This is a genomic window from Streptomyces sp. NPDC052036 (assembly GCF_040680495.1).
In the GTDB taxonomy this organism is placed as follows: Bacteria; Actinomycetota; Actinomycetes; order Streptomycetales; family Streptomycetaceae; genus Streptomyces.
The window spans coordinates 1-20214 of the sequence record NZ_JBFAWW010000031.1; the positions used below are offsets into that span (position 1 = coordinate 1).

General features: G+C 69.8%; 17 protein-coding genes, 1 rRNA gene and 1 riboswitch. Of the genes, 14 read left to right on the forward strand and 4 right to left on the reverse strand.

The annotated features are described in order from the left end of the window. The 11 genes from rrf to AB0L95_RS31270 all read left to right on the forward strand — a co-directional run. Positions 1-78: ribosomal RNA gene (gene rrf, locus AB0L95_RS31220) — 5S ribosomal RNA — on the forward strand; the annotation flags it as partial. 142 nt (positions 79-220) lie between these two features. Further along, positions 221-829: a CDP-alcohol phosphatidyltransferase family protein gene (locus tag AB0L95_RS31225; RefSeq protein ID WP_365167335.1), complete on the forward strand. Its 609-nt coding sequence runs from the start codon at positions 221-223 to the stop codon at positions 827-829. A 112-nt stretch (positions 830-941) separates the two neighbouring features. After that, a complete protein-coding gene (locus tag AB0L95_RS31230) occupies positions 942-3437 on the forward strand; it encodes a mannose-1-phosphate guanyltransferase (RefSeq protein WP_365167337.1) in 2496 nt (831 codons plus the stop codon). 97 nt (positions 3438-3534) lie between these two features. Beyond that, the gene (locus AB0L95_RS31235) at positions 3535-4434 is read left to right on the forward strand and encodes a DUF881 domain-containing protein (RefSeq protein WP_365167340.1); all 900 of its coding nucleotides are present in this window, start codon (positions 3535-3537) and stop codon (positions 4432-4434) included. Continuing rightward, complete coding sequence (locus AB0L95_RS31240; protein ID WP_019708255.1) at positions 4431-4763, forward strand: small basic family protein; 333 nt, start codon at positions 4431-4433, stop codon at positions 4761-4763. The genes AB0L95_RS31235 and AB0L95_RS31240 overlap by 4 nt, the downstream gene beginning before the upstream one ends. Before the next feature lie 518 nt (positions 4764-5281). Then, positions 5282-6091 carry a DUF881 domain-containing protein gene (locus AB0L95_RS31245; RefSeq protein WP_365167535.1) on the forward strand — a complete coding sequence of 270 codons (810 nt, stop codon included), beginning with the start codon at positions 5282-5284 and terminating at the stop codon, positions 6089-6091. A gap of 61 nt (positions 6092-6152) precedes the next feature. Then, complete coding sequence (locus AB0L95_RS31250) at positions 6153-7025, forward strand: FHA domain-containing protein (protein WP_365167343.1); 873 nt, start codon at positions 6153-6155, stop codon at positions 7023-7025. A 43-nt stretch (positions 7026-7068) separates the two neighbouring features. After that, positions 7069-7824 carry a MerR family transcriptional regulator gene (locus AB0L95_RS31255; protein ID WP_365167345.1) on the forward strand — a complete coding sequence of 252 codons (756 nt, stop codon included), beginning with the start codon at positions 7069-7071 and terminating at the stop codon, positions 7822-7824. A gap of 84 nt (positions 7825-7908) precedes the next feature. After that, positions 7909-8382, forward strand: a complete 474-nt coding sequence (locus AB0L95_RS31260) for a bifunctional nuclease family protein (RefSeq protein ID WP_004002801.1) — start codon at positions 7909-7911, stop codon at positions 8380-8382. Positions 8383-8908: 526 nt separating this feature from the next. After that, the gene (locus tag AB0L95_RS31265) at positions 8909-9583 is read left to right on the forward strand and encodes a MerR family transcriptional regulator (protein ID WP_365167347.1); all 675 of its coding nucleotides are present in this window, start codon (positions 8909-8911) and stop codon (positions 9581-9583) included. A 54-nt stretch (positions 9584-9637) separates the two neighbouring features. Beyond that, entirely contained in the window at positions 9638-11107 is a 1470-nt protein-coding gene (locus tag AB0L95_RS31270; RefSeq protein ID WP_365167349.1) for a DNA polymerase IV, read from the forward strand. A gap of 189 nt (positions 11108-11296) precedes the next feature. Here AB0L95_RS31270 and AB0L95_RS31275 read toward each other — a convergent pair whose 3' ends face one another. Continuing rightward, on the reverse strand, positions 11297-11668 hold the full coding sequence (locus tag AB0L95_RS31275; RefSeq protein ID WP_365167352.1) for a PRC-barrel domain-containing protein: 372 nt from the start codon (positions 11666-11668) through the stop codon (positions 11297-11299). A 114-nt stretch (positions 11669-11782) separates the two neighbouring features. After that, positions 11783-11878: riboswitch (glycine riboswitch) on the forward strand. A gap of 177 nt (positions 11879-12055) precedes the next feature. Between AB0L95_RS31275 and gcvP the strand changes: the two genes are divergently transcribed. Beyond that, positions 12056-14941, forward strand: coding sequence for an aminomethyl-transferring glycine dehydrogenase (gene gcvP, locus AB0L95_RS31280; RefSeq protein ID WP_365167354.1), 2886 nt, complete (start codon positions 12056-12058; stop codon positions 14939-14941). Positions 14942-15058: 117 nt separating this feature from the next. Here the strand turns inward: gcvP and AB0L95_RS31285 are convergent, their stop codons facing one another. Then, on the reverse strand, positions 15059-15265 hold the full coding sequence (locus AB0L95_RS31285) for a DUF5999 family protein (protein WP_365167356.1): 207 nt from the start codon (positions 15263-15265) through the stop codon (positions 15059-15061). A gap of 343 nt (positions 15266-15608) precedes the next feature. Continuing rightward, the gene (locus AB0L95_RS31290; protein WP_365167358.1) at positions 15609-16196 is read right to left on the reverse strand and encodes a hypothetical protein; all 588 of its coding nucleotides are present in this window, start codon (positions 16194-16196) and stop codon (positions 15609-15611) included. A 550-nt stretch (positions 16197-16746) separates the two neighbouring features. Here AB0L95_RS31290 and AB0L95_RS31295 point away from each other — a divergent pair. After that, positions 16747-18264, forward strand: coding sequence for a glutamate--cysteine ligase (locus AB0L95_RS31295; protein WP_365167360.1), 1518 nt, complete (start codon positions 16747-16749; stop codon positions 18262-18264). Between the two features lie 256 nt (positions 18265-18520). After that, complete coding sequence (locus AB0L95_RS31300) at positions 18521-19321, forward strand: type II CAAX endopeptidase family protein (RefSeq protein WP_365167362.1); 801 nt, start codon at positions 18521-18523, stop codon at positions 19319-19321. 15 nt (positions 19322-19336) lie between these two features. Here the strand turns inward: AB0L95_RS31300 and AB0L95_RS31305 are convergent, their stop codons facing one another. Beyond that, the gene (locus AB0L95_RS31305; RefSeq protein ID WP_365167365.1) at positions 19337-20146 is read right to left on the reverse strand and encodes a PhzF family phenazine biosynthesis protein; all 810 of its coding nucleotides are present in this window, start codon (positions 20144-20146) and stop codon (positions 19337-19339) included. Positions 20147-20214: the final 68 nt, after the last annotated feature.

Consider the following 20214-nt stretch of genomic DNA (forward strand, 5'->3'; position numbering starts at 1 on the left):
TCGAACCCGGAAGCTAAGCCTTACAGCGCCGATGGTACTGCAGGGGGGACCCTGTGGGAGAGTAGGACGCCGCCGAACAAATTTTGAGAAAGCCCCCGTGCCATTCGGCACGGGGGCTTTCTGCGTTCAGGACGATATGCCGACCCCTCCGCATCGCGACGCGAACGGGGCGGGTAAGGTCAGGGGGCATCGTTGGCTCGTTTCCGCAGGAGGCCCCCGGGTGGAGGTCCAGGAGACCCGTGTCCAGACGGACCGGGTCCTCACCATCCCGAACATCCTCAGTATGGCGCGTCTCGTTGGCGTGCCCATCTTCCTGTGGTTGATCCTCAGGCCCGAGTTCGGCGGGCCCAAGAGCGACGGCTGGGCGCTGCTCATCCTCGTACTGAGCGGGGTCAGCGACTACCTGGACGGCAAGCTCGCCCGGCGCTGGAACCAGATCAGCAGCCTCGGCCGGCTTCTGGACCCCGCGGCCGACCGGCTGTACATCGCGTCGACGCTCGTCGGCCTGACTTGGCGCGACATCCTGCCCCTGTGGCTGACCGGGGTGCTGGTGGCGCGCGAGCTGGTCCTCCTGGTGATGGTGGGCATCCTCAGGCGACACGGGTATCCGCCGCCCCAGGTGAACTTCCTGGGGAAGGCCGCCACCTTCAACTTGATGTACGCCTTCCCGCTGCTGCTTCTCAGTGACGGAAGTGGTTGGATCGCGTCACTCGCTGCTATTTTCGGATGGGCGTTCGCCGGGTGGGGTACAACCCTGTACTGGTGGGCAGGAGTTCTCTACGTGGTCCAGGTCCGCCGCCTTGTCCGAGCGGATGCCAAGGCCGATTGAGCTCGCCGATTGGCGGCCCCGTGGATCGAAGGCCCGCGCCGGGAAACTGCGGGACAATCCAGACGGGTGAAGTCGGCTGGACCGTCGTCTCTTCGAGGAGGACGCTTCCGACATGAAGGCCGTCGTAATGGCCGGAGGCGAGGGCACCCGCCTTCGCCCCATGACCTCAAGCATGCCCAAGCCGCTCCTGCCGGTGGTGAACCGGCCGATCATGGAGCATGTGCTGAGGCTGCTCAAAAGGCATGGGCTCAACGAAACCGTGGTCACGGTTCAATTCCTGGCCTCATTGGTCAAGAACTACTTCGGTGACGGCGAGGAGCTCGGGATGGAGCTCACCTATGCCAACGAGGAGAAGCCACTCGGTACCGCCGGGAGCGTCAAGAACGCGGAGGAAGCACTCAAGGACGACGCCTTCCTGGTCATCTCCGGTGATGCCCTGACCGACTTCGACCTCACCGATCTGATCAACTTCCACAAGGAAAAGGGTGCCCTGGTCACCGTCTGTCTGACCCGGGTGCCCAATCCTCTGGAATTCGGCATTACGATCGTCGACGAAGAGGGAAAGGTCGAACGCTTTCTCGAGAAGCCGACCTGGGGCCAGGTCTTCTCCGACACCGTGAACACGGGCATCTATGTCATGGAGCCCGAGGTCTTCGACTACGTCGAGCCGGATGTTCCCGTCGACTGGTCCGGTGATGTCTTTCCTCAGCTGATGAAGGACGGCAAGCCGATCTACGGCTATATCGCCGAGGGCTACTGGGAGGACGTCGGTACCCACGAGAGCTACGTGAAGGCGCAGGCCGACGTCCTGGAGGGTAAGGTCGACGTCGAGATCGACGGCTTCGAGATCTCTCCTGGCGTCTGGGTGGCGGAGGGCGCGGAGGTACATTCGGACGCCGTGCTGCGCGGGCCGCTCTACATCGGTGACTACGCCAAGGTCGAGGCCGGCGCCGAAATCAGGGAGCACACCGTCGTCGGCTCGAACGTCGTCGTCAAGAGCGGCGCCTTTCTGCACAGGGCCGTCGTCCACGACAACGTGTACATCGGCCAGCACAGTAATCTTCGGGGCTGCGTGGTCGGAAAGAACACCGACATCATGCGCGCGGCACGGATCGAGGACGGCGCCGTCATCGGCGATGAATGCCTCATCGGTGAAGAATCGATCGTGCAGGGCAACGTCCGGGTCTACCCGTTCAAGACCATCGAGGCCGGCGCGTTCGTCAACACCTCGGTCATCTGGGAGTCGCGGAGCCAGGCGCATCTGTTCGGCGCCCGTGGTGTGTCCGGGATCCTGAACGTCGAGATCACTCCGGAACTGGCGGTGCGGCTGGCCGGTGCCTATGCGACCACGTTGAAGAAGGGGTCCACGGTCACCACGGCCCGCGACCACTCCCGTGGCGCGCGTGCGCTGAAGCGTGCGGTCATCTCCGCGCTTCAGGCCAGTGCCATCGACGTACGCGACCTGGAGAACGTGCCGCTGCCCGTCGCCCGGCAGCAGACCGCGCGGGGCAGCGCCGGCGGCATCATGATCCGGACGTCTCCCGGTGTGCCGGACTCCGTCGACATCATGTTCTTCGACGGGCAGGGCGCCGATCTGTCGCAGGCCGGTCAGCGGAAGCTGGACCGGGTGTTCGCGCGGCAGGAGTACCGGCGGGCCTTCCCCGGTGAGATCGGAGACCTGTACTTCCCGTCCAGCGTCTTCGACTCGTACACCGGTTCGCTGCTGCGGAGCGTCGACACCTCGGGCATCGCCGAGTCGGGCCTCAAGGTGGTCGTGGACGCCTCCAACGGCAGCGCCGGCCTCGTGCTGCCCAGCCTGCTCGGCAAGCTGGGTGTGGACTCGCTGACGATCAACCCGGGCCTCGATGAGTCCCGGCCCACGGAGTCCGCCGAGACGCGGCGCTCGGGGCTGGTACGGCTCGGTGAGATCGTCGCGTCGTCGCGGGCGGCCTTCGGTGTGCGGTTCGACCCCGTGGGCGAGCGGCTGTCGCTCGTCGACGAGAAGGGGCGGATCGTCGAGGACGACCGGGCGCTGCTGGTCATGCTCGACCTGGTGGCCGCCGAGCGGCGCAGCGGGCGGGTGGCGCTTCCCGTGACCACGACGAGGATCGCCGAACAGGTGGCGGCGTACCACGGGACGCAGGTCGAGTGGACCACCACCTCGCCCGACGACCTCACGCGGGTGGGACGGGACGAGTCGACCATCTTCGGCGGTGACGGACGCGGTGGGTTCATCGTGCCGGAGTTCAGCAGCGTCTTCGACGGGACGGCGGCCTTCGTACGGCTCATCGGGCTTGTGGCTCGTACCCAGCTCACCCTCAGCCAGATCGACGCGCGGATTCCGCGGGCGCACGTCCTCAAGCGTGATCTCGCGACTCCGTGGGCCGTCAAGGGGCTCGTGATGCGCCGGGTCGTGGAGGCGGCCGGTGAGCGCTTTGTCGACACGACCGACGGTGTGCGGGTCGTGGAGGCGGACGGGCGCTGGGTGCTGGTACTGCCCGACCCCGCCGAAGCCGTCACGCATCTGTGGGCCGAGGGCCCCGACGACGCTTCCGCGCAGGCCCTGCTGGACGAGTGGTCGGCGGTCGTGGAGAGCGCCGGCCGATAAAACACCCCCACGCGCGCGTGCCGGACAAGTGTCCTCAAGGGGGCCTGTCCGGCACGCCGGTGGGGCCATTCGGTGGTATCACGCGCGACGTGCGACGATGTGCGGCATGCCGCAGCCGCCCCCCGTTCGGAGCACACTCACGCGCCCCCCGCGTCCTGACGCGTCCATGTCGCTGCTCACCAACGTCATGGATCACAGCCTCGACGACGGATACGCCGAGGCCGCCGCCCGGAAGAAGGCCGAGGGCGCCGGTGGCATGCCCAGGACGGTGCGCGCCAGGCTCGGTCTCGCGGCCGGGCTCGTGCTCGCCGCCCTCGTGGTGACCGTGGGCGCCGCACAGGCCCGTATCGCGGCCCCGACGGTCGCCAAGGAGCGTCAGGAACTGATCGACCGCATCCAGCGGGAGACCGCGGCCGCGGACAAGCTCGAGGCCTCGGTCGACGGCCTGCGCGACGACGTGAGCGCGCGGCAGCGTGCGGCCCTGAAGAACCAGGGGGACGGAAACGACCTCGTGGGCATCCTGTCGGGTGCTGTCGCCGTGCACGGCCCCGGCGTGAAGCTCGTCGTGAACGACGCGAAGGAAGCCACCACGGGCGGTGACGGCAACCCTCGCGAGACCTCCGGCTTCTCCGACACCGGTCGCGTACGCGACCGCGACATGCAGCGCGTCGTCAACGGCTTGTGGGAGTCGGGGGCCGAGGCGATCGCGATCAACGGGCAGCGGCTGACGGCCCTCTCGGCGATCAGGGCCGCGGGAGACGCGATACTGGTCGACAACAGACCGCTGGTGCCGCCGTACACGGTGCTCGCGGTGGGGGACGGCCAGCGGCTGAGCACCAGGTTCCAGAACAGCGCCGACGGGCTGTACCTGCATGCGCTGCAGCAGAACTACGGGATCCGGACGGCCATTTCCACCGAGGGCGACGTCCGGCTGCCCGCGGCACCAAGTGTGATCGTACGTACAGCACAACAGAGCACAGGGAAGGGCACATCGTGATCGCCGTACTGGGCCTCGTCGTCGGAGTCGTGGTCGGCCTGCTGGTCCGGCCCGAGGTTCCAGCAGTCGTCGAGCCTTATCTCCCGATCGCCGTCGTGGCAGCGCTGGACGCCGTGTTCGGCGGTCTGCGGGCCATGCTCGACGGCATCTTCGACGACAAGGTGTTCGTCGTGTCGTTCCTGTCGAACGTGGTGGTGGCGGCGCTGATCGTGTTCCTCGGCGACAAGTTGGGCGTCGGCGCGCAGCTGTCGACCGGTGTCGTGGTCGTCCTCGGAATCCGGATCTTCTCCAACGCCGCGGCGATCCGCCGGCACGTGTTCCGGGCGTGAGGCGGATGAGCAACGACGACGCGACCCCCAGGCCTGAGCAGGATCCCGGGCGCGAGCAGGACTCCGAGCACGGCCAGGGGCCCGAGCACGACTCCGAGCACGGCCAGGGGCCCGAGCACGACTCCGAGCAGAGCCAGGATCCCCGGCGCGGGCAGGACTCCGGGCAGGAACAGGAACCCGAGCGAGAGCAAGGCCCTGGCCGCGAGCCGGGTCCCCGGCACCACCTGCACCCCCGGCATGAGCGGGCTCCCCGGCACGAACTGCACCCCCGGCATCAGCGGGGTCCCGGGCATGAGCCGGAGCCTCGGCAGGAGGAGGACGCTGCACGCGAGCAGGGCCCCGGCCGCCGGCAGGACCCCGCCCGCCCGCAGGACTCCAGGCACGAGCGAGGCCCCCAGCATCAGCGGGGTCCCCAGCACGAGCGTGGTCCCCAGCATCAGCGGGGCTCCCAGGATGAGCGCGGTCCTCGGCAGGAGCGAGGTCCCGAGCCCGGGCGCGGGCAGGGGCACGAGCACCGGCTGCGCCGGGAACTTCCGCAGGAGATCCCTGCGCCGGCTCCTGGGGCCGCGCGGACACCCGAGGGGGCCGAGCCGTCGGCTGCCGCGGTGACCGGCCGTCAGCGCCTGGCGAAGAGCGTGTGGCCGCCGCGGGTCACTCGGGCCCAACTCATCGTCGCGCTGCTGCTGTTCGGCCTGGGCTTCGGCCTGGCCGTGCAGGTCGCGTCCAACAGCGACGGAAGCAGCGCTCTGCGCGGCGCACGCCAGGAAGATCTTGTTCGCATCCTCGATGAACTGGATGACCGCACGCAGCGTCTTCAGGACGAGAAGCAGGGGCTCGAAGATCAACGGGCCGAGTTGGAGAACAGCTCGGACCGTGCCGAGGAGGCCCGCAAGCAGACCGCCGAGAAGGAGAAGCAACTCGGCATCCTTGCGGGCACGGTGGCGGCACAGGGCCCCGGCATCACGATGACCATCGGGGACACGAAGGGAACGGTCCAGGCGGACATGCTGCTCGACGCGATCCAGGAGCTGCGCGCTGCCGGTGCGGAGGCCATAGAGGTGAACGGCGTACGGGTCGTCGCCGGCACCTATCTGTCGGATTCCGGCAAGAGCGTGAGCGTCGACGGGAACAAGATCACCCAGCCTTATCGTTTCAAGGTCATCGGCAAGCCGCAGGACCTGGAGCCGGCGCTCAACATCCCGGGAGGCGTGGTGCAGACCCTCGAGAAGGAGCAGGCCACGGTCACCGTGGAGCGTTCGACGAAGATCGTCGTCGACGCCTTGCGGGCGGCGAAGCAGCCTGACTACGCTCGGTCGTCCTCCCAGTGAACCGGGAGTGCATGGAGCCCATCCGGCGAGGGCATCAGGTTGCGGGGGGTCGGCGCACCGAATGGGTGGTGCGTGGTGGAAACTGTCTGGTGGATACGGACGTTGTGAAGGTGTCCGGGTCGGCCGGTGTATGCAATCAGGGTTCGTCCTGCCCCACGGGCGGGTCTGTTTCGGTCAAGGGGAATCGCCCGTGAAGTTGTTTGCGAAGTTGTTCGGCAAGAGCGCGCGAGAGGGCAATGACAACGCGTCTGCCCGTCATCGCGCACAGCCACAAGACGCGGAGGGTCAGCGCCCGCTGTTCCGGGACCAGGTCGCTGGTCCGGGTGGTGACATTTCCGGAGGCCAGGGCGCGCCGTCTGTTGACCCTGGCGCCTCCGGCCCCATAGGTTCCGGGGACATGTCGGCCCTGGTGTGTACGAGGTGCGGCCACCGCAACGCGGAGAACAGCCGCTTCTGCTCCAACTGCGGCGCGCCGCTTCGGCCCGGGGCGGTTCCGGAGCGCGCGTCCGAGACCACGTCCACGATCTCCATCTCGGGTCTGGAGGCGTACGACGCGGAGGTGACCGGCCAGACGGCCGTGCCCACGCTCTCCCCGGAGGCGCAGGCGGCGGTCGACGCGCTGCCGTTCGGCTCGGCGTTGCTGGTGGTGCGTCGCGGCCCCAACTCGGGCAGCCGGTTCCTGCTGGACAGCGACCTGACCACGGCGGGGCGTCATCCGCAGAGCGACATCTTCCTCGACGATGTGACGGTGTCGCGCCGCCATGTGGAGTTCCGCCGGGGCCCGGACGGTTCGTTCTCGGTCGCCGACGTCGGCAGCCTCAACGGTACGTACGTCAACCGTGAGCGCATCGACCAGGTCCTGCTCCACAACGGTGACGAGGTCCAGATCGGCAAGTACCGACTGGTCTTCTACGCCAACCAGCGGGGCATCTGACCGTCCCCCAGACTCCGTCCGGGGGGACTCCAGGGAAGGTCCCATGCTTCACACACCGAGCGGCGGTGCCGACAGTGGCACCGTCGCCCCGGACCGCGGGCTGATGAGCATCGGCACCGTGCTGAACGTGCTGCGCGAGGAATTCCCCGAAGTCACCGTCTCCAAGATCCGCTTCCTGGAGTCGGAGGGGCTGATCGAGCCGCAGCGCACCCCCTCGGGGTATCGCAAATTCAGCGCGCGTGACGTCGAGCGGCTCGGTCATGTGCTGAGGATGCAGCGGGACCACTATCTGCCGCTCAAGGTCATCCGCGAGCACCTGGACGCCCTGGAACGGGGCGAAGAGGTGCGGTTGCCGTCCCTGGGCCGCCCGCGTGACGCCGGTGACGGGGAACTGCTGGAGGACCTCCTGGGCGAGCCCGAGGCCACCCCGGCCGCGCGGATCGACCGCGACGAACTGATGACGGCCGCCGGGATCAGCGCCGAGCAGCTCGCGGAGTGGGAGTCATACGGCCTGGTCACGCCCTTGGTGGAGGGGATCTACGACGCCGAGGCCGTCACGCTGGCCACTCTGCTGGCCGAACTGGGCCGCCATGGCATCGAGCCGCGCCATCTGCGGGTGATGAAGGCCGCCGCGGACCGCGAGGCGGGTCTGGTGGACCAGGTGGTCGCTCCGTTGCGCCGGCACCGCAACCCGCAAACCAGGGCGCACGCCGAAGCCCGTACGAAGGAGCTGGCCGGGCTGGCGGTCAAGCTGCACGCGGCGCTGGTACAGGCCGCGCTGGGTGTGCGGCTGCCCTGAACCGGAGCGTTCGCCGTCGGCGGATCAGCCCGTCGTTCTGTGCCCGACTACCCAAACATCCCGACCACGGCCTAGGGTTGCTGTGTGAACGAGCTCGATGTCGTAGGTGTCCGGGTCGAGATGCCCTCCAACCAACCGATCGTGCTCCTGCGTGAAGTGGGAGGCGACCGTTACCTCCCCATCTGGATCGGCCCCGGGGAGGCCACGGCGATCGCGTTCGCCCAGCAGGGCATGGCCCCCGCGCGACCGCTGACGCACGACCTGTTCAAGGACGTGCTGGAAGCCGTCGGTCAGGAGCTCACGGAGGTACGCATCACGGATCTGCGTGAAGGCGTCTTCTACGCGGAGCTGGTCTTCGCCAGCGGCGTCGAGGTGAGCGCCCGGCCCTCCGATGCCATAGCGCTCGCTCTGCGTACCGGGACGCCGATCTACGGCAGTGACGGGGTGCTGGACGACGCGGGTATCGCGATCCCGGACGAGCAGGAGGACGAGGTCGAGAAGTTCCGCGAGTTCCTCGACCAGATCTCTCCCGAGGATTTCGGTACGAGCAGCCAGTGACAGGGCCCCGCAGGGCCTGGCGCACGGGGTGGCTGGGCCGAGGAGCGGTCGCGCCGCGCGCGGGGTGCCCCGGGGTGACCGGGCATCCGGGCTCCGTGGTCGCTTCCGTGAGCGGGCCGAGACGGCCCGCACCTCCGCAGGGCGCGGAGACCGTGCGGTGAGCGCCGGATGCCGTGGGGTGGAGTGCGGGGGTCTGACGGGTGCGGCCGACTGCACCGCAACAGGTGTGCAGAAGGACCGGGGGACTGGGGGCGTGCAGGTCACGCTGTGGAGCCGGGGGCTCGGCGATGAGTCGCCGTGAAGCCGGACGCGGCAGGCGGACACTTGGCAGCCGCGGCCACCGCTCGATGGTCTGTACGACATCTCACGATCGGCCGCCAGAGCATTCGGCTAGCCTTTCCCCGCGGTGGGGCACGGGAAACCACTCCTAGGGTGATTATCACTCGGCGTGCCGAGTGTGGCGATCGTTGACGCACCCCTGGCGACTGCCTACCGTCGAGAGGGCAGGTCAAGGACGGAGGTCGGCGTGAGAAGCAGCGGCGGCGGTACGGCAGGGGGGGCTCCCGGACACAGTCTGGGAGAGAGCGGTCCGTACCCTCCTCCAAGCTCTCGGCTCCGCGCGGGCGGGGCATGCCCTCATCACGGCGACGCGGCCGGCTGCGCCCCGCAACGGCCGACGGCCGTGCCGGGCGAGGCGGAGGCGGCGTCCGAGCACGTCGGCTACCGCGGTCCCACGGCGTGCGCCGCCGCGGGCATCACCTACCGGCAGCTGGACTACTGGGCCAGAACGGGTCTCGTCGAACCGAGCGTGCGCCCTGCCTACGGGTCCGGGACCCAGCGGCTGTACAGCTTCCGGGACGTCGTCGTCCTCAAGATCGTCAAGCGCTTCCTCGACACCGGCGTGTCCCTGCAGAACATCCGCACCGCCGTCCAGCACCTCAGGGAGCGCGGCTTCTGCGACCTGGAGCGGATGACGCTGATGAGCGACGGCGCGACGGTCTACGAGTGCACCTCGCCGGACGAGGTCCACGCCCTGCTCCAGGGCGGTCAGGGCATCTTCGGCATCGCTGTGGGCGTCGTGTGGCGTGACGTGGAGAGCGCCCTGTCGCAGCTGCACGGGGAGCGGATCGACACCGGTGAGACGATCGTCGGCCACAACCCTGAGGACGAGCTGGCGCGGCGCCGCAATCGGGCGGTCTGACACGCGCGGCGACCACGGGTCGCGTTGTCAGTGGCGTAGGGCAGCATCGGAGATGTGAGAACCGCGCCCACGATCCTGCATCTCGACATGGATGCCTTCTACGCCTCGGCGGAGCAGGCAGCCAAGCCGAGCCTGCGCGGGAAGGCCGTCGTCGTGGGCGGGCTGGGGCCCCGCGGTGTGGTGGCGACGGCGTCGTACGAGGCGCGTGTGTTCGGAGTGCACTCGGCGATGCCGATGGCCCAGGCACGCCGGCTCGCGCCGAACGCCGCGTATCTGACGCCGCGCTTCGGGCTCTACCGGCAGATCAGCGAGCAGGTCATGGCACTGCTGAGGGCTCTGTCGCCGCTGGTGGAGCCGCTGAGCCTCGATGAGGCGTTCGTTGACCTGGAGGCCGGGGGAACGGCCTGGGACGAGGAGTCGGCACGGCTCGTGGGGGTCAGGCTGCGCGCGGACATCCGGTCGGTCACGGGTCTGACGGGATCGGTGGGACTCGCCGCCTCCAAGATGCTCGCCAAGATCGCCTCCGAGCAGGCCAAGCCGGACGGCCTGGTGCTGATCCCGCCGGGCACCGAGCGGGCGATGCTCGGCCCGATGTCGGTGCGCACGCTGCCCGGGGTCGGGCCCGCCACCGGGGACCATCTGCGCAGGGCCGGGATCACCACGGTCGACGAGATCGCCGAGGCGGGCGAGGACGAGCTGGTCAGGCTGCTGGGCAAGGCCCATGGGCAGGCGCTGTACGCCATGGCCCTGGCCCGGGACGAGCGGCCCGTCGTCGCGGAGCGGGAAGCGAAGTCGGTGTCGGTCGAGGACACGTATGACGTCGACATCCACGACCGGGTCCGGGTAGGGCTGGAGGTGCGGCGGCTCGCGGACCGTTGTGTGCGGCGGCTGCGGGACGCCGGGCTGTCGGGGAGGACCATCGTGCTGAAGGTGCGCAGGTACGACTTCTCGACCCTGACCCGCTCCGAGACCCTGCGCGGACCCACGGACGACCCCGCGGTGGTTCGGGAGGCGGCCGGGCGGCTGCTGGAGTCCGTGGACACCACCGGCGGGGTGCGGCTGCTCGGGGTCGGCGTCACCGGGCTCGCCGACTACACCCAGGAGGATCTGTTCGCCCAGGCGCATCTGTCGGCCGGGGAGGCGGTGGCGGAGGAAGGTTCGGAGGAGGAGGCCGTCGCCGAGCCCGCCGACGCCCGACATGAGATGCCGGAGGCACCGGCCGAGCCGGTCTGGCGCGCGGGCCAGGACGTGCGGCACGCCGACCACGGGCACGGCTGGGTGCAGGGCAGCGGGCTGGGCAGGGTGACGATACGGTTCGAGACGCCCGACTCGGGGCCGGGGCGCGTGCGCACGTTCCGCACCGACGATCCCCTCCTGGAGCCGGCGGATCCGCTGCCCCTGGTACCCCGAAGACCCGAGGCCGGCGAAGCGGGCCCCGAGGCCGCTGAAGAGAGCTCGGAGGCCGCCGCGGCAGGATCCGAGGCCGCCGGGACGCGGTCGACGGCGGCCGGCAGCGGGGCGTGACGGCCCCTGGAATCTGCCGAAAGCGGCGGCATGGCGGCGTCGGAAGGCAGCGCGACGGCACCGCGACGAAGCCGGGCGAGACAAGCCGCCCGGCGAAGGAGACATTGCGCCCGGCCCGGTGCGTACCGCCGCCGGCTCGCGGAATCCGCCTGCCCTGCGCGGTGGCTCGCCCGCCGTGGAGGCCCGCCCTCAGGCCCCGTCGGGCTTGGCCAGCCGCCCGAAGTCACGGTCCGGCGGCGCGGGCGGAGGAGCCACGTCGAGGCCGTAGTGGTGGTAGAGCTGCAGCTCCTGCTCGGGGGAGAGGTGCCGCCCGACGCCGAAGTCGGGTGCCTCCTTGATCAACGCACGTTCGAAGGGCACGTAGAGCGCGCCCTCGACCAGCCGGCTGGGCTCCAGCGGCACGAACGCGTCCCTGCTGAACAGACCCGTACGTATGGCCGCCCACTCCGGCACCCCGGTCGCGTCGTCGAGATAGATCTCGTCGATCGTGCCGAGCTTGATGCCATTGCGGTCGAACGCCTTGCGGCCTATCAGATTCCGCGGATCGATATCGGTCTGCACGGTCCCTCCAACTGGTCGCAACACATCCGTCAGCACTACAAAAGAGCACAATCAGCACGGCGGCCACTCGAAGGCTGTCTCGTTGTCCCCGCTGGTAGGCTGGCAAACGGCTGTCGACCCCGTGCGGGAGAGCCCCCCGGAGCGATCCGGAGGCGCCGAAGGAGCAAACCCTCCCCGGAATCTCTCAGGCACACGTACCGCACGGACGAGGTCACTCTGGAAAGCAGGGCGGGTGTCGACGGCTCCCGCTCTCACCGACGGTGAAAACCGGAGCGCCTTCGGGCGGACCGGTGAAGCTCTCAGGTCGAGATGACAGAGGGGGAGGCCGTCGGGGTACCCGTGCCGGGGTGCCCCTCGAAGGTCGCGTCAGACCAGGAGGCCTCCGCAATGACCGCCCATCGCATTCCGCTCTCCGAGCTCGAGCAGGGTACGCCCTTCGAGCACCGCCACATCGGGCCCGACCAGGAGGCGCGGGCGAAGATGCTCGCGCACGTCGGCTACGGCTCGCTCGACGAGCTCACGGCCGCCGCGGTCCCGGATGTGATCAAGAACGCCGACGCCCTGGACCTGCCGGGCGCACGCACCGAGGCCGAGGTGCTGGCCGAGCTGCGCTCGCTCGCCGACCGCAACCAGGTCCTCGACTCCATGATCGGTCTCGGGTACTACGGCACCTTCACGCCGCCGGTGATCCTGCGGAACGTGATGGAGAACCCGGCCTGGTACACCGCGTACACCCCCTACCAGCCGGAGATCTCACAGGGCCGGCTGGAGGCGCTGCTGAACTTCCAGACCACGGTCGCCGACCTCACCGGCCTGCCGACCTCCGGTGCCTCCCTGCTCGACGAGGGCACGGCCGCCGCCGAGGCGATGGCGCTGTCCCGGCGCATGGGCAAGAACAAGAAGGGTCTGTACCTGGTCGACGCGGACGCGCTGCCGCAGACCATCGCCGTGATCGAGACCCGTGCCGAGCCCACCGGGGTCGAGGTCGTCGTCGCCGACCTCAGCGACGGCATCCCGGCCGAGGTCGCCGAGCGCGAGATCAACGGCGTACTGATCCAGTACCCAGGCGCCTCCGGTGCCGTACGCGACATCAGGCCGGTCATCGAGCAGGCACATGGGCTGGGCGCGCTCGTCACCGTCGCCGCCGACCTGCTCGCGCTCACGCTGCTGACCTCGCCCGGCGAGCTGGGCGCCGACATCGCCGTCGGCACCACCCAGCGCTTCGGTGTGCCGATGGGCTTCGGCGGCCCGCACGCCGGTTACATGGCCGTGCACGAGAAGTTCGCCCGCAGCCTGCCGGGCCGGCTCGTGGGCGTGTCCGTGGACGCGGACGGCCACAAGGCGTACCGGCTGGCGCTGCAGACGCGGGAGCAGCACATCCGCCGGGAGAAGGCGACCAGCAACATCTGCACCGCTCAGGTGCTGCTCGCGGTGATGGCCGGGATGTACGCCGTCTACCACGGGCCCGAGGGCCTGCGCACCATCGCGCAGCGCACGCACCGGTACGCCGCGATCCTGGCCGCGGGACTCACCGCAGGCGGGGTCGAGGTCGTCCACGGTTCCTACTTCGACACCCTCACCGTACGGGTGCCGGGCCGGGCCGACGCGGTTGTCACCGCCGCCCGCGAGCGGGGTGTGAACCTGCGTCTCGTCGACGCCGACCATGTCTCGATCGCCTGTGACGAGACGACCGGGCGGGCTCAGCTGGGCGCCGTCTGGGCCGCCTTCGGCGTCGACGGTGATGTCGCGGCGCTCGATGTGACGACCGAGGACACGCTGCCGCAGACGCTGCGGCGCACCGACGCCTACCTCACGCACCCGGTCTTCCAGCAGCACCGTTCCGAGACCGCGATGCTGCGCTACCTGCGCCGGCTGGCCGACCGCGACTACGCGCTGGACCGGGGCATGATCCCGCTGGGCTCCTGCACCATGAAGCTCAACGCGACCACCGAGATGGAGCCGGTGACCTGGCCCGAGTTCGGGCAGCTGCACCCCTTCGCGCCCGCCGACCAGGCGGAGGGCTACCTCACGCTCATCCGTGAGCTGGAGGAGCGGCTCGCCGAGGTCACCGGCTACGACAAGGTCTCCCTCCAGCCCAACGCCGGTTCGCAGGGTGAGCTGGCCGGTCTGCTCGCGGTGCGGGGCTACCACCGCGCCAACGGCGACGAGCAGCGCACCGTGTGCCTCATCCCGTCCTCCGCGCACGGCACCAACGCCGCCAGCGCCGTCATGGCCGGTATGAAGGTCGTCGTCGTGAAGACCGCCGAGGACGGCGAGATCGACGTCGAGGACCTGCGCGCCAAGATCGAGCAGTACCGCGACGAGCTGGCGGTGCTGATGATCACCTACCCGTCCACGCACGGTGTGTTCGAGGAGCACGTCGCCGACATCTGCGCCGCCGTGCACGAGGCCGGCGGGCAGGTCTACGTCGACGGTGCCAACCTCAACGCCCTGGTCGGCCTCGCCAAGCCCGGCCACTTCGGCGGTGACGTCTCGCACCTCAACCTGCACAAGACGTTCTGCATCCCGCACGGCGGCGGCGGCCCCGGCGTCGGCCCGGTCGGTGTGCGCGCTCACCTGGCGCCGTTCCTGCCGAACCACCCGCTGCAGCCCGCGGCCGGTCCCGAGACGGGTGTCGGCCCGATCTCGGCCGCCCCGTGGGGCTCGGCGGGCATCCTGCCGATCTCGTGGGCGTACGTCCGGCTGATGGGCGGCGAGGGCCTCAAGCGGGCCACGCAGGTGGCGGTGCTCTCCGCCAACTACATCGCCAAGCGCTTGGAGCCGCACTACCCCGTGCTCTACACCGGCCCCGGCGGTCTGGTCGCGCACGAGTGCATCGTCGACCTGCGCCCGCTGACCAAGGCGACCGGCGTGAGCGTCGACGACGTCGCCAAGCGGCTGATCGACTACGGCTTCCACGCGCCCACCATGTCGTTCCCGGTGGCCGGCACGCTGATGATCGAGCCGACCGAGTCCGAGGACCTCACCGAACTCGACCGGTTCTGCGACGCGATGATCGCCATCCGCGCCGAGATCGAGAAGGTCGGCTCGGGCCAGTGGCCCGCCGAGGACAACCCGCTGCGGGGCGCCCCGCACACCGCGGCGGCGCTCGGCGGCACGTGGGAGCACGCGTACACGCGTGAGGAGGCCGTCTTCCCGGCCGGTGTGTCGACCGCGGACAAGTACTGGCCGCCGGTGCGCCGGATCGACCAGGCCTTCGGCGACCGCAACCTGGTCTGCTCCTGCCCGCCGCTGGACGCTTACGAGGAGTGATCGGCGTAGGGCATGCGTCGGGGCCGGTGCGGAGCGTATGTCTCCGGCCGGCCCCTCGTGTCAGGGGCAGTGTCTGCCCCTTGCGTCAGGGGGCAGTGGCTGCCCCTGGCGCGCCGCTCAGGCGGCCCTCATCACCTGGTCGATGCCCAGCGGGCGGTGCGGGGCGATGATCTGGCCGTCGGGCAGAAGCTCACCGGTGTCCTCGAAGAGCAGAACGCCGTTGCACAGCAGGCTCCATCCCTGCTCCGGGTGGTGCGCCACGAGACGGGCGGACTCCCGGTCGGCGGATTCGGCGGTGGGGCACGGTGGCTGGTGCTGGCACATGATGGATGCGATCTTTCGCTCTGTCGTGATGGGTGAGATGGCTGCCGTGTCTGTCCTGCGGCTTGTCATGTCGTTCATGGCCGCCCCCCGTCGGCGATACGGTCCGGACCCAGTCTTGCCCTACGGCTGTCGATCCGCAGGCATTTGGCTGCACCGGTTCTCACAGGTTCATGACGCGTCACCCGTGCGGACGGTTCAGCCCAACTCCCCCCTCACTTCGGGTGGTTTGTGATGGCCGGAAGGGGCTAGGCCCGTCCAGGGGGTGTCTGACCATGCACGGCACGTGCCCCGCGGCCGTTTCCGGCGGCGGGGCACGGGTGGCACGGGTCGGGTCGGGCTTGTCCTATGCGGGCGAGCCGAGCAGCGGGGCCGGTGTCATGCGCAGGGTGAGCACCGGCAGGAGGTCGGCGACGACGTGCGGACGGTGGGCCGCTATCCCGGGCGGGGCCGGGGCGAGCGGGACCAGGAGATCGGTCGCGGCCAGGGAGCCCGACGCGCCGTCGGCGGAGCAGTCGCCGTGCAGCCACAGGGTGAGCATGTACAGCTTCGGTACGGACAGCAGCCGGGCCTGGTAGGGCTGGGTCGCCGCCTCCTCCGCCTGGCGCAGGGCACGTTCGGTGGCGGCGATGTAGGGGCCTTCGAAGAAGTGCGAGAACGCCCAGCCGTCAGGGGTGAGCATGGTCTCGGCGGCGGCGACGGGGCGGTCCCCGCAGCGGATGAGGAAGCGCCACCCCGCGAGCCGGGTGACCCACTCGCCTGTGGGAGTGATCCGGTCCAGTACGTGCACGGGCAGCGGGAGTTCGGGTGACGCGGGTCCTTGGGCGGCTCGCAGGGACGGGGTACGAGCCTCCTGGACCGCGGTGGGGGAACCGAGTGCCGTGAGGACGGAACGGAGAGCGGGCGCGGGTGCCGGGGGGACATGCAGGAGCATGGTGGGTCGCCTCTCATTCGACAGGCAGTGGCGCGGGGGGCGGTGCGGGAAGGGGCGGGCGGACGTCGCTGTCAGCTCTCGGGGTCAGAGGAGCGGGGGGAACGGTGCCCGGACGAATGGAGGCGCTTCGACGACAGGCCTCAGGACCGCGTGCGCCAACTCTCTCTGCCTCGTGCGGAAAGTTTATACGACACATGTTCATGCAATGTTTCGTCTAGTCGTCCCGCGGATGACGAGCAAGGCAATATCCGGTCGCTGATTGGCGGGGATTCATCCCGATATCGAGCGGGCTCACCAGGCACGACCTCGGATTACTCGTCCGTGACGGTCGGCCGATTCGCGTCGACGTTTTTTACGACAGGGTTGCGCCCTGAAAATGCATACCGCCGCATGCCGGGGGAATGTGCCCGGTGCCGCTTCCCACCAGCCTAGCGGGTGGCGGCCGCGCACGGGGGCGTTATCGATCGCGTTGCCGGGGCATCATCCACCGTGACCCGAGGACAGCAGGGGCCGGGACGTCGGCCTGCCCATCCTAGGAGGGACGTAGTCGATGGGAGAGAAGGTCGTGGCAGGGGCGTTCGACCTGTCCGATCGTCAGCGCTACCGCGACAAGCTCAGGCGGTGTCTGACGGGACTTGCGCGACTGCTGGAGGAGGAGAGGTTCGATCGTCCGAAGAATCTCATGGGTCTGGAGATCGAATTGAATCTCGCCGGACCCGACGGCATGCCGCGGATGATGAATGCGGAAGTACTGGAAAGGATTGCCAGCCGGGATTTCCAAACAGAACTCGCCATGTTCAACCTGGAAGTCAACATAGCTCCACACCCGCTGGGCGGCAGGGTATTCGACCGGCTCACCGAGGAGTTGCGCACCTCGCTCGCCTATGCTCACCGGAAAGCGAACGAGGTCGACGCCGGCATCGTGATGATCGGTATTCTGCCGACGCTCGACCGTGACGACCTGGTCTCCTCCAACCTGTCCGCCGTCGACCGGTACACCCTGCTCAACGACCAGATCGTGGCCGCCCGCGGCGAGGACTTCACCCTCGACATCGACGGGGTGGAGCGGCTCGTGTGCACCTCCCGTTCGATCGCGCCCGAGGCCGCCTGCACCTCTGTCCAGTTGCACCTTCAGGTGACCCCGGCGCGGTTCGCCGACGTGTGGAACGCCGCGCAGGCGGTCGCGGCGGCGCAGATCGCCGTCGGCGCCAACTCGCCCTTCCTGTTCGGGCGTGAACTGTGGCGCGAGTCCCGGCCACCGCTGTTCCAGCAGTCCACCGACACCCGGCCGCCCGAACTTCAGGCGCAGGGGGTACGGCCGCGCACCTGGTTCGGGGAGCGCTGGATCACCTCGGCCTACGAACTGTTCGAGGAGAACCTGCGCTACTTCCCGGCGCTGCTGCCGATCTGTGACCCCGAGGACCCCTTGCAGGTCCTCGACGAGGGCGGCACACCCAAGCTCGCCGAACTCGTCCTGCACAACGGCACGGTCTACCGCTGGAACAGGCCGGTGTACGGCATCGCCGACGGCGTCCCGCATCTGCGGGTGGAGAACCGGGTACTGCCCGCCGGACCCACCGTCGTCGACGTGATCGCCAACGCGGCCTTCTACTACGGCGTCGTGCGCGCCCTCGCCGAGGACGCGCGGCCGGTGTGGGCGCGGCTGCCGTTCGAGGCCGCCGCCGCCAACTTCGACAACGCCTGCCGCTACGGCATCGACGCCCGGCTGAAATGGCCGCGGCGCGGGCGGTACGGCGGGATCGTCGAGGTGGATGCCGTGGACCTGGTGCGCGACGAACTGTTGCCGCTCGCCGAGGCGGGGCTCGACGCGTGGGGTGTCGAGCCGGCCGACCGGGACCTGTACCTCGGTGTGATCGAGGAGCGGTGCCGGCTGAGGACCAACGGTGCGACCTGGCAGTCCGCCACCTTCCACCGGGCGCTGGAGCAGGGGCTCGACCGGGACGCCGCACTGGCCGCGACGACCCGGCGGTACGGCCAGCTGATGCACCTGGGCGAGCCGGTGCACACCTGGCCGGTCGGGTTACGGGAACCGGTGCCGCTGGGCTGAGCGACCTCCCCTGCCCTCTGCCTGCCCCTTCCCGTAGAACCTTGTCGCGCCCAGTTGAGCCGGTGCCGTACGGCAGCCGTATGGCACAACAGAGGGGAGGCGCCGCGTAGAGCATGTGCGCCCTGTACGGTGTGCGCGCTCCGTGCGGCGTCCGCCCCACGGCCTGTCGCACGCGATCTTCGTAACTTCTTTCGAGACCCTGACGGGGCGAAGATGGGACGCGGCGGGATCGCTCATTGCGCAACAGGAGGCGGGAGTGCAGGTGGAGGCAGGGTCGGTGGCCGATTCTTTTCCGGCGGAGCAGCCGACGCGACGGGTTCTCCGTGACGAGACGCTGCTGGTGCTGGCATTGTCGCTCGGTGCGAGCGGAGTGTCCGCGCTGATCAGCTTTGTCGGCTCGGTCACCAAGCCGGGGGGTCTCAAGGACCAGGCGGCCACCTTGAACGCCTCGGCCGCACCCGGCCGGCCCTGGCTCGATCTCGCCTGGCAGCTCTTCGGAATCGCGACGGCGCTCGTGCCGGTCGCCCTCGTCGCGCACCTCCTGCTGCGCGAGGGTTCGTCGCTGCGCACGCTCGGCTTCGACCGCACACGGCCCTGGCCGGACCTCGGCCGCGGGGCGGTGATCGCCGCGGTGATCGGTTCCACCGGCATCGCGTTCTATCTGGCCGCCCGGGGCTTCGGCGCCAACCTCACGGTGGTGCCGGAGGCCCTGCCCGACGTGTGGTGGAAGTTTCCGGTCCTGGTGCTGTCGGCGGTGCAGAACGCGGTCCTGGAAGAGGTCATCGTCGTCGGCTATCTGCTGCGCCGGCTCGGCCGACTGGGCTGGACCCCCGGGACGGCTCTGGTGGCCAGCGCGGTGCTGCGCGGCTCGTACCACCTCTACCAGGGCGTCGGCGGCTTCCTCGGCAACATGGCGATGGGCGTGGTCTTCGTCTGGCTGTACCGGCGCTGGGGGCGGGTGGGCCCCCTGGTGGTGGCCCACTCGCTGCTCGACATCGGGGCGTTCGTCGGGTACGCGCTGCTGGCGGGGAAGGTGGGCTGGCTGCCCACTGCGTGAGGGCCGGCGGCGGCGTCAGCCGAGGAGTTCGCCCTCGATGACGGTGACCGCACGGCCCGTGAGCAGGGTGCGGTCGCCGCGCAGTGCGGTGCGGACGCGGCCCGAGCGGGGCGAGGCCTGCAGACCGACGAGGTCCGGGCGGCCGAGGCGCTCGGACCAGTAGGGGGCCAGGGCGGTGTGGGCGCTGCCGGTGACGGGGTCCTCGTCGATGCCGACGTTCGGGAAGAAGCAGCGCGAGACGAAGTCGTAGCCCCGGGAGGGGTCCTCGGCGCGGGCGGTCGCGATGACGCCTCGCTCGGAGTGGCGGCCGAGCGCCCTGGGATCGGGGGCGAGATCGAGCACGGACTTCTCGTCGGGGAGTTCGACGATCAGGTCGCCGATGGCCGGACCGGTGTCGAACGCGGTGAGGGGCTCGGTGCCGAGGGCGTCGGCGAGACCCTCGGGGATCTCGGCACGGGTGAGCGGTGCGGTGGGGAAGTCCAGGGTGATGGAGCCGTCCTCGTGCGGCTCGGCGCTCAGTACCCCGCTGCGGGTGGCGAAGCGCACGGGGCCGTCGTGGGCGCCCGTGGTGTGCAGCACATGGGCGGTGGCGAGGGTCGCGTGGCCGCACAGGGCGACCTCGGTGGCGGGCGTGAACCAGCGCAGCGCCCAGTCGGCCTCGCCGCCGTCGGGCAGAGGGCGGGCGAACGCGGTCTCGGCGTGGTTCACCTCGCGGGCCACGCTCTGGAGCCAGTCGTCCTCGGGGAACGCGTCGAGGAGCAGGACTCCGGCCGGATTGCCGGTGAAGGGGCGGTCGGTGAAGGCGTCGACGATTCGAATCCGCATGGGCCGACGTTAGACCGCGCCGGACGAGCCGGACCAAGACCAATGCCGAGTGGCTGGACCCGAACGGC